This window comes from Pseudomonas vancouverensis, from assembly GCF_004348895.1.
GTDB classification, from domain to species: Bacteria; Pseudomonadota; Gammaproteobacteria; order Pseudomonadales; family Pseudomonadaceae; genus Aquipseudomonas; species Aquipseudomonas vancouverensis.
In genome coordinates this window covers 61,702-75,183 of record NZ_RRZK01000019.1, presented here as the reverse complement: position 1 = coordinate 75,183, position 13,482 = coordinate 61,702, and the positions used below count along the sequence as shown (strand labels likewise).

11 protein-coding genes are annotated in these 13,482 nt (G+C 60.9%); all 11 read right to left on the bottom strand.

The window, feature by feature from the left end; all coding sequences use genetic code 11:
• Positions 1-47: 47 nt before the first annotated feature.
• The 11 genes from EIY72_RS14570 to EIY72_RS30345 all read right to left on the bottom strand — a co-directional run bounded on the left by EIY72_RS14570 (position 48) and on the right by EIY72_RS30345 (position 13,376).
• Entirely contained in the window at positions 48-2,825 is a 2,778-nt protein-coding gene (locus EIY72_RS14570) for a hybrid sensor histidine kinase/response regulator (RefSeq protein WP_093226994.1), read from the bottom strand.
• A 99-nt stretch (positions 2,826-2,924) separates the two neighbouring features.
• On the bottom strand, positions 2,925-4,220 hold the full coding sequence (gene purD, locus EIY72_RS14565) for a phosphoribosylamine--glycine ligase (protein ID WP_093226992.1): 1,296 nt from the start codon (positions 4,218-4,220) through the stop codon (positions 2,925-2,927).
• 189 nt (positions 4,221-4,409) lie between these two features.
• Positions 4,410-6,017: a bifunctional phosphoribosylaminoimidazolecarboxamide formyltransferase/IMP cyclohydrolase gene (gene purH / locus EIY72_RS14560; RefSeq protein WP_093226989.1), complete on the bottom strand. Its 1,608-nt coding sequence runs from the start codon at positions 6,015-6,017 to the stop codon at positions 4,410-4,412.
• Between the two features lie 81 nt (positions 6,018-6,098).
• Positions 6,099-6,419 carry a DNA-binding transcriptional regulator Fis gene (gene fis, locus EIY72_RS14555; protein ID WP_007907419.1) on the bottom strand — a complete coding sequence of 107 codons (321 nt, stop codon included), beginning with the start codon at positions 6,417-6,419 and terminating at the stop codon, positions 6,099-6,101.
• Positions 6,416-7,426 carry a tRNA dihydrouridine synthase DusB gene (gene dusB / locus EIY72_RS14550; protein WP_093226986.1) on the bottom strand — a complete coding sequence of 337 codons (1,011 nt, stop codon included), beginning with the start codon at positions 7,424-7,426 and terminating at the stop codon, positions 6,416-6,418. Before dusB ends, fis begins: the two co-directional genes overlap by 4 nt.
• 184 nt (positions 7,427-7,610) lie before the next feature.
• Positions 7,611-8,897, bottom strand: a complete 1,287-nt coding sequence (locus EIY72_RS14540) for a DUF3426 domain-containing protein (RefSeq protein WP_093226983.1) — start codon at positions 8,895-8,897, stop codon at positions 7,611-7,613.
• A gap of 30 nt (positions 8,898-8,927) precedes the next feature.
• Positions 8,928-9,806 carry a 50S ribosomal protein L11 methyltransferase gene (gene prmA / locus EIY72_RS14535; protein ID WP_093226981.1) on the bottom strand — a complete coding sequence of 293 codons (879 nt, stop codon included), beginning with the start codon at positions 9,804-9,806 and terminating at the stop codon, positions 8,928-8,930.
• Positions 9,807-10,131: 325 nt separating this feature from the next.
• Positions 10,132-11,490: an acetyl-CoA carboxylase biotin carboxylase subunit gene (gene accC / locus EIY72_RS14530; protein ID WP_093226978.1), complete on the bottom strand. Its 1,359-nt coding sequence runs from the start codon at positions 11,488-11,490 to the stop codon at positions 10,132-10,134.
• 17 nt (positions 11,491-11,507) lie between these two features.
• Positions 11,508-11,975, bottom strand: coding sequence for an acetyl-CoA carboxylase biotin carboxyl carrier protein (gene accB / locus EIY72_RS14525; protein WP_093226976.1), 468 nt, complete (start codon positions 11,973-11,975; stop codon positions 11,508-11,510).
• A 24-nt stretch (positions 11,976-11,999) separates the two neighbouring features.
• Positions 12,000-12,455, bottom strand: coding sequence for a type II 3-dehydroquinate dehydratase (gene aroQ, locus EIY72_RS14520; RefSeq protein WP_093226973.1), 456 nt, complete (start codon positions 12,453-12,455; stop codon positions 12,000-12,002).
• A gap of 192 nt (positions 12,456-12,647) precedes the next feature.
• Complete coding sequence (locus EIY72_RS30345) at positions 12,648-13,376, bottom strand: methyl-accepting chemotaxis protein (RefSeq protein ID WP_371315414.1); 729 nt, start codon at positions 13,374-13,376, stop codon at positions 12,648-12,650.
• Positions 13,377-13,482 lie beyond the last annotated feature (106 nt).

Sequence of the window (13,482 nt, the reverse complement as noted above, 5' to 3'; positions counted from 1 at the left end):
GAGGGAAGTCGAGAGGGAGTCTATCAGGGGCCGGGCAGTCTGTCGGCTCAGGACGTTTGCGTCGTTGTACGATTCTGCTGATCGCGCTGGGCCACCCAGTGCTCGATCAGTTCGCGCAACTGCGACAGTTCGACCGGTTTGGCCATGTGCCCATCCATGCCCGCCTGTCGCGCCCGTTCCTTGTGCTCGGCAAGGATGTGCGCAGTCAATGCCACCACGGGCGTGCGCACCCGTTGATTGCCGACTTCCCAGGCACGCAGTTGCTGGGTCGCAGAAAACCCGTCGAGGATCGGCATTTCGCAGTCCATCAGCACCAGGTCGTAACGCTGCGCTTTCATCGCCTGCAAGGCTTCTTCGCCGTTGCAGGCGGTGTCCGGTTGCAGGTTGAGCTTGCCCAGCATCCCGCGAATCACCTTGGTGGAAATACTGTTGTCTTCGGCTACCAGGATGCGGAAATCGCTAGGCACCTTGACCGGCAGGGCAGGGCCATTTTGTGGTGTCGGCACCACAACAAGGCCCTTGCTGCGTTGGGCCAGCTCATCGGCCAGGGTGGTCTTGAGCGTGTAGCCGGCCACTGGCTTGGCGAGGATGCGCTTGATGCCCGAGTTGCGCGCAATGATCTTGCTCGGGGCATTGCTGATACCGGTGAGCATGATCAACAGGATGTCATGGTTGAGGCTCGGATCCTCCTTGATCTTGGCGGCCAGTTGCATGCCGGTCATGCCAGGCATGTTCTGGTCGACGAGGACCACATCAAAGTAATCGCGCAGATGTGCCTTGGTGCGCAGCAGCGCCAACGCTTCCTTGCCGGACGAGGCGGAGCTGACATTCAGGCCCCAGGCGCTGCACTGCTGCACCAGCACCTTGCGACAGGTGTCGTTGTCATCGACCACCAGCACTCGTGCGCCTTGCAGCGGCCCATCGAGATCCGAGGTCGGATGTTCGAGGCGGTCAGGATCGAGCGGCAAGGTCAGCCACAGTGTGCTGCCCTGGTTGCTGCCGGTCTTGATGCCAAATTCGCCATGCATCAGGCGAATCAGCTGGCGGGCGATCACCAGCCCCAGATTGCCGCCCAGGCGGGTGGCCGAAAGGAAGTGCTGGCTGTGCAATTCGGCATGCATCAACGCATCGCGCTCTTCGGCATCCATGGGTTCGCCACTGTCCTGCACGGCGATGCGCAGGCGCGGTTTGGCGCTGCGCTCGTCGAGGGCGACGACGACGAGGATTTCACCTTCGTCGGTTTTCTTCAGGGCGTTTTCCAGCAGGCTCAACAGCGTTTGTCGCAAACGTGTCGGGTCGCCGCTGATCACCCTCGGCACTTGTGGCTGGATGAAGCTGATCAGCTCGACGTTCTGCTGTTCGGCTTTGGCGCGGAAGATACTCAGACAGTCTTCGATCAGGGCGTTGAGATCGAACTGCACGTCGTCCAGCTCAATCTGCCCGGATTCGAGTTTGGAGATGTCCAGAATCTCGTTGATCAGTGTCAGCAGCTCGTTGCCGGCACTGTGGATGGTTTGCACGTAATCGCGCTGCTTGACCGAGAGCGGGGTGCCCAACAACAACTCGGTCATGCCCAGTACCCCGTTCATCGGGGTGCGGATTTCATGACTGATTTTCGCCAGGAACTCGGCCTTGGCGTTGATCTCGGCATTGCTGGCCGCCAGGTCACGGCTGATGCTGAACCGTGCTTCGGTAATGCTGCGCTGGCGCTCGCTCAGGGCGATGCTCATCAGCAACCCGCTGATGCAGACGAACACCAGCAGGGTGACGATCAGGCCATGGGGCTCGATCAGGGTCAGGCCGAGCAGGGCAGGGAGAATGACCAGCGTCCCGAGGTTGAACACCACCATGGCGGCGACGAACAGGCGCGCCGGCCGATAGCCCTTTTGCCAGTGATAGGCACTGACGAAGAGCATGGTCAGCCCGGCCAGCGCTACCAGGGCATAGGTGATGTAGTTCAGGGGCAAGGTGTTGACGAACAGCAGCATCAGAGCGCTGGCGGTAATCAGTACTACTTCACCCAGCATCAATCTGTGCAGAGGATGCGGCCCCAAAGGGGTGAAGAAACGATGCGCAAGCATCAGGCCGCAAGGTGCCGTCAACAGCAGCGTCAGGTAGGCACCCGGGGTCTGCAAGGCATGCCAGTCGGGCAGCCATGGGCCCGCCAGGTTCAGCAGCAACATCAGGCTGAGCATCAGCATCCCTTCACAGATCGCCAGCCAGAGTGCACTGCGCGAACGTGTGTAGGCATAGCGGATGAGGTTATGCAGTATCAGCATCGCGATACAGCCGAACAACAGCCCGTAGATCAGCGTCTGCTTCTGGTTGGCGGCGGCCATGACCGCTGACTGCAGAGTGACGTAGGGACGCAACTGATGGTCAGACGCCAGTCTGAGGTAGACGTCGAGGGGCTTGTCGCTTTGTGGCAGCGGCAGCATGAAATCGCTGCTGGGCAAAGGTCGCTGTGCTTGCGGCTGTTCGTTGCCGGTGTTGGTTTGTGCGATCAGCTTGTCGCCGTCCAGCACATAGAGGTTGAGTTGGCGCAGGTCGGGAGCGAATACCCGCAGCAATTGTTCGTGCTTGCCGGGTGCGAGTCTGAAACGCAGCCAGACTGCGCCGTCGGGCTCGGCAGCGGTGAGGCGGTCGAGTTCGATGGGGCTGAATTGGTTGGTGTAGCGCGCGGAGCGGATGTCGCTCAGTTGCAGGTCGCCCTGTTCGTCGAGCAATAGCGCCCAGCCACTGCCTTGTGCGGCCTGAGCCGGCAGCATGCAGAGCAAGGTCAACAGCGTGACGGTCAAACTAATGGCAATCCTGAGCCAGCGCACGGCGAAATCCCTTCTTAGGTTGATGCCAGAATATAACGATGCGCGGCGCGGGAACAGCCAGGCAAGAGGCCGAAGCCCTTGCCTGGCAGGGTGACGCCCTTATTCCTGACTTTCGCCACGCTCGCGGGCAATGGCGCGATAGCCAATGTCCTTGCGATAGAAGCAGCCGTCCCAATCAATCTGTGCCGCCAGTTTGTAAGCCTGTTGCTGTGCAGCATCGACACTGGTGCCCATGGCCGTGGCGCAGAGCACCCGACCACCGGCCGTCACGACCTGGCCGTCCTTGAGTGCCGTACCGGCGTGGAAGACTTTGCCTTCCAGCCCGGCTGCGGCTTCCAGACCCTTGATGGCGACGCCTTTGGCGTAGTCACCAGGATAGCCACCCGCGGCCAGCACGATACCGACGCTCGGGCGTGGGTCCCATTGTGCTTCAACCTTGTCCAGGGCCTGGGCCAGAGCGGCCTCGACCAGCAGGACCAGGCTCGACTGCAAGCGCAGCATCACCGGCTGGGTTTCAGGGTCGCCGAAACGGCAGTTGAACTCGATGACTTTCGGGTTGCCAGCCTTGTCGATCATCAGGCCTGCATACAGGAAACCAGTGTAGACGTTGCCTTCCTCAGCCATGCCGCGGACTGTCGGCCAGATCACCAGGTCCATGACACGCTTGTGCACTTCGCTGGTGACGACCGGGGCCGGGGAGTAAGCACCCATGCCGCCAGTGTTCGGACCGGTGTCGCCGTCGCCGACGCGCTTGTGGTCCTGGCTGGTGGCCATCGGCAGCACGTTCTTGCCGTCGACCATGACGATGAAGCTGGCTTCTTCGCCGTCGAGGAACTCTTCGATCACGACGCGCGAACCGGCATCGCCGAAAGCATTGCCGGCGAGCATGTCACGTACGGCGTCTTCGGCTTCGGCCAGGGTCATGGCAACGATCACGCCTTTACCGGCGGCCAGGCCGTCGGCCTTGATCACGATCGGTGCGCCTTTTTCACGCAGATAAGCCAGGGCCGGCTCGATCTCGGTGAAGTTCTGGTAGTCGGCAGTCGGGATCTTGTGGCGAGCCAGGAAATCCTTGGTGAAGGCTTTCGAACCTTCCAGCTGAGCTGCGCCGGCGGTTGGACCGAAGCAATCCAGGCCGCGGCTGCGGAACAGATCGACAACACCGGCAACCAGTGGCACTTCAGGGCCGACGATGGTCAGGGAAACGTTTTTCTCGGCAAAGTCGGCAAGCTGCTCAAGCGCCAGCACGTCGATGGCGACGTTCTCGCACTTGGCCTCGATGGCGGTACCGGCGTTGCCAGGGGCCACGAATACTTTCTGCACACGCGGATCCTGAGCCACTTTCCAGGCCAGTGCGTGTTCACGGCCACCGCTGCCAATGATCAAAACATTCATTTCAAAAACCTCGGATGACGCTAATTCTGTATTGGAACCTAAAGCGCTTTTCGCGTTAGGAGGTCGCAATGCAGCCGGTAGATGCAAGGCGGAGTCGGCCTCGATGAGCGGAGTTGCCTTCTGGCAATGAGCATCATCGAGGTCGGCTCCAACGCAGCAGATGCCGGCTTCAGTGCGACCGTCGTCTTGTTAGTGACGGAAGTGGCGCATGCCGGTGAAGACCATCGCGATACCGGCTTCGTCAGCAGCAGCAATCACTTCAGCATCACGCATCGAACCACCTGGCTGGATCACCGCAGTGATACCGACCTTGGCTGCGTTGTCCAGACCGTCACGGAACGGGAAGAATGCGTCGGAAGCCATGACCGAACCGGCTACCTGCAGACCGGCGTGTTCAGCCTTGATCGCAGCGATACGAGCGGAGTTCACCCGGCTCATCTGACCAGCGCCGACACCGATGGTCTGGCGGTTCTTGGCGTAGACGATGGCGTTGGACTTCACGTACTTGGCGACTTTCCAGGCGAAGATCAGGTCGTGGATTTCCTGTTCGGTCGGAGCGCGCTTGGTGACGACTTTCAGGTCATCGGCGCTGATCATGCCGATGTCGCGGCTCTGCACCAGCAGACCACCGTTGACGCGCTTGTAGTCCCAGGCAGCAGCACGGTCAGCCGACCACTCGCCGCAAGCCAGCAGGCGCACGTTGGCTTTGGCGGCGACGATGGCGCGGGCCTCTTCGCTGACGCTTGGGGCAATGATCACTTCGACGAACTGGCGATCAACGATGGCCTTGGCGGTTTCGGCATCCAGCTCGCGGTTGAAGGCGATGATGCCGCCGAAGGCCGATTCGGTGTCGGTGGCGTAAGCCAGGTCATAGGCCTTGCGGATGCCGCCTTCGGCGTCAGGGCTCACGGCCACGCCGCACGGGTTGGCGTGCTTGACGATCACACAGGCCGGTTTTACGAAGCTCTTCACGCACTCCAGCGCGGCGTCGGTGTCGGCCACGTTGTTGTACGACAGTTCCTTGCCTTGCAGCTGGGTCGCGGTGGCGATGCCGACTTCGGCGGGTTTGGCTTCCACGTAGAACGCCGCGCTCTGGTGCGGGTTCTCGCCGTAGCGCATTTCCTGGGCCTTGATGAACTGGCTGTTGAAGGTGCGCGGGAATTCGCTGCGACCGGAGGTCGAGAGGGTGTCAGCCGCCTGGTTCACGGTGCCCATGTAGTTGGCGATCATGCCGTCGTAGGCAGCGGTGTGTTCGAACGCCTTGAGCATCAGGTCGAAACGCTGGGCGTAAGTCAGGCCGCCGGCCTTGAGGTTTTCCAGGACGCTGGCGTAGTCGCTGGCGTTGACCACGATGGCCACGTCTTTGTGGTTCTTGGCTGCGGAGCGGACCATGGTCGGGCCGCCGATGTCGATGTTTTCGATGGCGGTCGGCAGGTCGCAGCCTGGCTTGTTGATGGTGGCTTCGAACGGATACAGGTTGACCGCCACCAGGTCGATCGGCTTGATGCCGTGCTCGTTCATGATGGCGTCATCGATACCGCGACGACCGAGGATGCCGCCGTGGATTTTCGGGTGCAGGGTCTTGACCCGACCGTCCATCATTTCCGCGAAACCGGTGTAATCCGCGACTTCCACTGCGGCAACGCCGTTGTCCTGCAGCAGTTTGAACGTCCCGCCGGTGGAGAGGATCTCGACGCCCAGTGCTTCAAGCGCTTTGGCAAAGTCGAGAATGCCGGTCTTGTCGGAAACGCTGATCAAGGCGCGGCGGATCGGCAGGCGGGTAGTCTGGTCGGTCATTTCAATTTCCATCAAAAGCAAAGGAGTCAGCAAAAAAGGCGACCGGTTTTACGCGGGCGCCTTTCTGGTTTGATTGAATGCTTACAGCAAATCGTACTGCTTGAGTTTCTTGCGCAGCGTGCCTCGATTGAGTCCGAGCAGCTCGCTGGCCTTGGTCTGGTTGCCCTTGACGTAGTTCATCACGCACTCGAGCAGGGGGGCCTCGACTTCGGAGAGCACCAGGTTGTACACATCCGTGACGGCAGCGCCCTCAAGGTGGGCGAAATAATTGTGCAGCGCCTTCTCGACACTCCCGCGAAGGGTCTGGCCTTCTTCGCTTGGCGTATTGAGGTGCTGTTTCAAATTCACGTTGTCGCTCACGGGTGTTGTTCCACTCACTAAAGTCTCGGTCATCATCGTCATGCGGCCACCCCTTCTCCGTCCCCTGTCAGGCTCTTATAACGCTCGGCAAAAAACTCCCGAACGTTGGCGCATTGTGTTTCCGTACCATCCAAACGATTGAAATGGGCGCGGAACTCCCTGGCGCCCGGCAAGGTTGCGAGATACCAGCCCACATGCTTTCGAGCGATACGCACGCCCATGACATCGCCGTAGAAGGCGTGCAGGGCAGCCAGATGCTCTAGCAGAATGCGTTCCACCTCGATCAGCTCCAGCGCCGGGAGTGTCTCGCCGGTACGCAGGAAATGGTCGATCTCGCGAAAAATCCACGGCCGCCCCTGGGCAGCCCGGCCAATCAACAGGCCATCGGCACCGGTCGCGTCGAGCACGTATCGGGCCTTTTGCGGCGAGTCGATATCGCCATTGGCGAAAACCGGAATCGACACCGCCTGCTTGATCGCGGCAATGGTGTCGTACTCGGCTTCACCGGTGTACAGATCGGCACGGGTGCGGCCATGTACCGCCAGCGCCGTAATGCCTGCCTGCTCGGCGATCCTCGCCACGGTCAGGCCGTTCTTGTTGTCCCGGTCCCAGCCGGTCCGGATCTTCAGGGTGACCGGCACATCGACCGCCGCCACGACGGCGTGCAGGATCTCGGTCACCAATGCTTCATCTTTCAGCAACGCGGAGCCGGCGGCCTTGTTGCAGACCTTCTTTGCCGGGCACCCCATATTGATATCAATAATCTGTGCGCCCAGTTCTACGTTGGCCCGGGCTGCATCGGCCAGCATCTGCGCATCACCACCGGCGATTTGTACCGAACGTGGCTCGGGATCACCTTCGTGGATCATGCGCATGCGCGACTTGCGGGTGTTCCACAAACTCATGTCGCTGGTGACCATTTCTGAGACTACTAGTCCCGCGCCCAATCGCTTGCACAACTGACGAAAGGGTTGGTCCGTGACACCCGCCATCGGGGCGAGAATCAGGTTGTTGTGTAACGTGTATGGGCCGATGCGTACCGCCGACATAGGACTTCCCTGTTGTGGGGCCGGATCATGAGAGTTCGAAAAAGGGTTGGCATGATACCCGCTCTCGATGACTGGATAAAGGCTGAATTGAACAAAATCTGAACAGTTGCGTTGTTATTGCTGGCGGTTTGGTTTGGCAGGCCGAGTCAGAAAGTCGACGTCAATCGGTGCGCAGTGAAGCGATTCACTCCGGGGAGTGAAAGCTCAGGCTGTAATTCACCGCTTTGGCGCCGGGGTCGAGAATGTCCAGCGCAATGTGGATTGGCGTCTGCGGAGGCATTTCCGCCATGCCTTCGAGGTCACCGTTGAGGTACTCGCCCGGCTTGAAGCGACGGCTGGCGATCAGGTGGCCGTTGAGGTCGGCAAAGCGCAATTCCAGCAACGGGAAGGGCTGGGAGAACGGCGCACGGTTGTAGATGATCGCGTCAACGACCAGTGCACCATTGAAGTCCGGGTGGCTGCGTACCACCAGATTGCTGCTTTTGATTTTTGCGATGTCGACCTTGGACGGCACGGTGCAACCGAGTTGCGGGCACAGCTCCTGGAACCACGGGCGATATTGGTCTTGCCGTGCCAGTTCGTCGAAATGGTAGGCGATGTACTGGCCGGCGAGTGCGCCAGCGGCCAGAAGTACCAGTACCAGCCAGAGCAATCGACGGCCCCAGGGGGAGCGACGTTTTTGCCAGTCCAGTTGCAGCGGGTCGTCGGTCAGGTCCTGCAGCACTTCGGCACGCACGCCAGGTTCGCTGCGCGCGCTTCGCTCGCGTTGCTTGCGCAGTGGTTCGACCGAGGGCAGGTCGTCGTCAATGTCATCGGTGGCGGTTGCCGAGAGGCGTTCGTGATGAGTTGACGCATCCAGTGGATCATGCAGGCGAAGCTGTGGCGGTTGCGGTTCGTCGTCCAGCTCCACCGGGTCCAGTGAGAGCGACGGTTCGGTGCGCGCGAGAATCCCGGTTTCGATCAGCGGTTGTTCTGTATCGTCGGGGATATCCGGATGCGCGGGGGGCTCCAGCGTATCGAGTGGGTCGGGGTCGTTGATCGCTTGCGCGCGATCAGCCTTCGATTCGCTGAACAGGCTATCGGTGGTCCAGGGTTCATCGTCGTGCTCGACACTGTCGCGGCGCGCGCTGAGGTTGTCTTCGCGATGCCGGCCGAATTCGCTGATCGGCTGGATTTCCCGTTGTTCGAGACGGGCGAGTTCTTCGTCGAGGTCCAGGCTGTCCAGATCCAGCTCCGCCGCGCTCCATTGTTTCTGGCTGATGGCGCGTGGCGGCGCTTCGACAGCTTCCACCGGCGCCGGCGGCGGAGGCGGTGCTTCCTTGCCGGCCTGCTCAAGCAGCTGCTTGGCCGCATTGAACACTTGCAGGCACGAGCCGCAACGAACCACGCCACGCGCCACGCTTAACTGGGCATGGCTGACGCGGAAGCTGGTTTGACAATGCGGGCACTGGGTGACGAAGCTGTCGGTCATGCGGCGATCCGGATTATGCAGGCGGTCATTCTAGCGCCGACGGCCGGTGATGCGCACCCAGCCATCGCGATTGGCGATCGGATCCAGATCGAAATCCTTCGCATAGGCTGCGGCCACTTCATCACCTTGCTCGGCGAGAATGCCCGACAACGCCAGACGGCCGCCGGACTTGACCAACCCGGACAGTTGCGGCGCCAGCGAAACCAGCGGGCCGGCGAGGATGTTGGCGACCAGTACGTCGGCCTGAACCTGTGGCATGTCTTCCGGCAGGTACAGCGGGAACAGTTCTTCAGCGATGTTGTTGCGCCCGGCATTGTCGCGGGAGGCTTCCAGGGCCTGCACGTCGATGTCGGTGCCCACGGCGTGTTTGGCGCCCAGCAGCAGGGCGGCAATCGCCAGAATCCCCGAGCCGCAACCAAAGTCCAGCACATTGCAGTCTTTCAGGTCCTGGCCGTCGAGCCATTCCAGGCACAGTGCGGTGGTCGGGTGGGTGCCGGTACCAAACGCCAGGCCCGGGTCGAGCAACAGGTTGACCGCATCCGGCTCGGGCGCAGCGTGCCAGCTCGGTACGATCCACAGGCGCTGACCGAAACGCATCGGCTGGAAGCCGTCCATCCAGCTGCGCTCCCAATCCTGGTCTTCGATGACTTCGCTGTGATGTTCAGGCAACGGGCTGCCGGTCAGCAGTTCCAGATGAGCCAGCACCGGGCCGGGCTCGGTGCCACCTTCGAACAGAGCCAGCAAGTGAGTGTGCGACCACAGTGGCGTAGTGTTGAGTTCCGGCTCGAAGATCGGCTGATCTTCGGCGTCCATGAAGGTCACCGAGACGGCGCCCACTTCAAGGAAAGCGTCTTCGTAGGTTTCGGCTTGTTCTGGGCTGATGGCGAGACGGACTTGCAGCCAAGGCATGGCGGGCACCTTTGAAAAATATTGATTGCAGCCTAGCGGGCTGCGAGAAGCGCGCAAGTTTACGCGAGCGTGACGCAGAAGACGACCGGGTTGCCAAGGATGAGGGATGAACTTTTACCTGTGGCGAGGGAGCTTGCTCCCGCTGGGGCGCGAAGCGGTCCCAAAACGGCAGATCCGAATCTGTCTGATAAAGCGCGGTTGAATGGTTTTGCGGCTGCTGTGCAGCCGAACGGGAGCAAGCTCCCTCGCCACAGGTTTTGCGTTTAGCAAAATTCAGAAACAACAAAGCCGCCCGAAGGCGGCTTTGTCATGTGCCGTTCGAAGCTTAGTGCTTCTCGCCAGCCAGCTTGTGCTCGAGGTAGTGAATGTTCACGCCCCCTTTGCAGAAGCCTTCGTCGCGAGTGAGGTCGCGGTGCAGCGGGATGTTGGTCTTGATCCCGTCTACCACGATCTCGTCCAGCGCATTGCGCATGCGCGCCATGGCTTCGTCACGGGTTGCGCCGTAGGTGATCAGCTTGCCGATCAACGAGTCGTAGTTCGGCGGAACGGCATAACCACTGTACAGGTGCGAATCGACGCGAACGCCGTTGCCGCCTGGCGCGTGGAAGTGCTTGACCGTGCCAGGGCTCGGCATGAAGGTTTTCGGGTCTTCGGCGTTGATCCGGCATTCCAGCGCGTGACCGCGAATGACAACGTCATCCTGGGTGAACGACAGCTTGTTGCCGGCGGCGATGCTGAGCATCTCCTTGACGATGTCGATACCGGTGACCATTTCCGAAACCGGGTGCTCTACCTGGACACGAGTGTTCATCTCGATGAAGTAGAAGCGACCATTTTCGTAGAGGAACTCGAAAGTACCGGCACCGCGGTAGCCGATGTCGATGCACGCCTTGACGCAGCGAGCGAAGACTTCCTGACGTGCCTTCTCGTCGATGCCTGGTGCCGGCGCTTCTTCGAGAACCTTCTGGTGACGACGCTGCAACGAGCAGTCACGGTCGCCCAGGTGGATGGCGTTGCCCTGGCCGTCGGACAGCACCTGAACTTCCACGTGGCGTGGGTTAGTCAGGAACTTTTCCAGATAGACCATCGGGTTGCCGAACGCTGCGCCCGCTTCGGAGCGGGTCAGTTTCGCCGAGGAAATCAGGTCTTCTTCTTTATGCACGACGCGCATGCCGCGACCACCGCCGCCGCCAGCGGCCTTGATGATCACCGGATAACCGACTTCGCGACCAATGCGCAGAGCGGTTTCTTCGTCTTCCGGCAGCGGGCCGTCAGAACCCGGAACAGTTGGAACGCCAGCGGCGATCATGGCGTGCTTGGCCGAGACCTTGTCGCCCATCAGGCGAATGGTTTCGGCTTTCGGGCCAATGAACGCGAAGCCGGAGTTTTCGACCTGTTCGGCGAAGTCGGCGTTTTCCGCAAGGAAGCCGTAGCCTGGGTGAATGGCGGTGGCGCCAGTCACTTCGGCGGCGGCGATGATTGCCGGAATGTGCAGGTAGGACTGGGCGGCCGATGCCGGACCGATGCAGACGGACTCGTCTGCCAGGCCCAGGTGCATCAGTTCCTTGTCAGCCTTGGAGTAAACGGCGACGGTCTTGATGCCCATCTCTTTGCAGGCGCGCAGGATCCGCAGGGCGATCTCACCGCGGTTGGCGATCAGAACTTTTTCCAACTTCGCAGTCATCAAAGGCTCTCCGCGGTTCAAACGATGGTGAACAGCGGTTGGTCGTACTCAACCGGCTGGCCGTCTTCAACGAGGATGGATTCGATCACACCGCTGGTTTCAGCTTCGATGTGGTTCATCATCTTCATGGCTTCAACGATGCACAGGGTGTCGCCTTTCTTCACGGTCTGCCCGACTTCCACGAAGGACGGCGAGGTTGGCGAAGACTTGCGGTAGAACGTACCGACCATCGGCGAACGGGCAACGGTGCCGTTCAAGGCTGGTGCGGCAGCTGCAGCAGGCGCAGCGGCAGCGGCAGCCGGTGCGGCGGCAGCAACCGGTGCGGCAGCCGGAGCAGGCATTGGCGCCGGTGCGTAGTACTGCTGGGCCGGGGTCTTGCTGTGACGGCTGATGCGTACGGACTCTTCGCCTTCCTTGATCTCGAGCTCGTCGATGCCGGACTCTTCCAGCAATTCGATCAGTTTCTTAACTTTACGGATATCCATGAATCATCAACTCCCAAGGGTCGGTCAGGGGCGTTTAGCTTGTTGTTCAAGCTGCTCTAGTGCGGCCTCCAGAGCCAGTCGGTAACCGCTGGCGCCAAGGCCGCAGATCACTCCTACCGCTACATCGGAGAAATAGGAGTGATGGCGGAAAGGTTCGCGTTTGTGCACGTTGGACAAATGCACTTCGATGAATGGGATGCTCACTGCCAGCAACGCGTCACGTAATGCGACACTTGTATGTGTAAAAGCTGCCGGATTGATCAGAATGAAGTCCACGCCTTCGCTGCGGGCCGCGTGAATGCGGTCGATCAATTCGTATTCGGCATTGCTCTGCAGGTGCAGCAAATGATGGCCGCCTTCGCGGGCACGGCGTTCCAGGTCCTGGTTGATCTGCGCCAGCGTGGTGGCGCCATAGGTGCCCGGTTCACGGGTGCCGAGCAAATTCAGGTTGGGTCCGTGCAGAACCAGTAGGGTCGCCATCGGCTGTTCCTTTGTCGTCTGTGTGCAGTTGTCAGAACCCGGCGACTATGCCGCAAAGCCTTTGTGACTGTCCAGTTCTCTGCAATAGCCAGCACGATGACCGATGTTTGCGCGAAATATATGACTGAGCGATTAAGTTTGGTCATTCGCCGCAATAAGCACGTTCGGCGAAGTTTTATCAGTGGCGATCGATCAGACGCGGAAAGCCTGAACGGCCGTGTGCAGTCGCCCACCCAGAACCAGCAGGTTTTCGCCTTGCTCACGCCCTTCACCGATTCGCAGCAGGTTGTCCCCGCCCAGTTGATGAATCCGCTCGCTGTGGTCGCGGATCTCGCTGACCGCATCGCTCTGCTGGGCGGTGACATCGGCAATGCGCACCGCGGTGTCGGAAATGGTCTGGATCGCGCCGACGATTTTATCCAGCGCGCCATCGGCCGCCTGGGCCTGGTTGGCCGTGGCTTCGGCGTGTTCGACCTGGGCTCGCATGCCTTCCACCGATTGGCGTGCGGCGGTTTGCAGGCCGGCAATCAGGGTCTGGATTTCGCCAGTGGCGCCGGCGGTGCGCTGGGCCAGAGAGCGGACTTCTTCGGCGACCACGGCAAAACCCCGGCCCATTTCCCCGGCTCGGGCGGCTTCAATGGCGGCGTTCAGGGCCAGCAGGTTGGTCTGGTCGGCAATCGAGCGGATCACGGTCAGCACGCCGCCGATGGTCGCGGACTCTTCTGCCAGATGCTCGATCATCTGCGCATTGCCCTGCACTTCACCCACTAATGCGTGCAAGCCGGTGAGGCTCAGGCCGATGACCTTTTGCCCATGCTCCACCGCAAGGCCGGCATGGCGACTGGCGTCGGCGGCCTGGCTGGCATCGCCGGCGACTTGCTGAATGGTCGCCTCCAATTCGCTGAGGGAATCGCGGATCATCGCCGTGTCACCGGCCTGATGTTCGGCACCATCGTGCAAGTCATTGCTCAGGTCCGCCAGGGTCCGGCTGCTGCCGGCGACCTGTTCGGCGTTGAGACGAATGGTC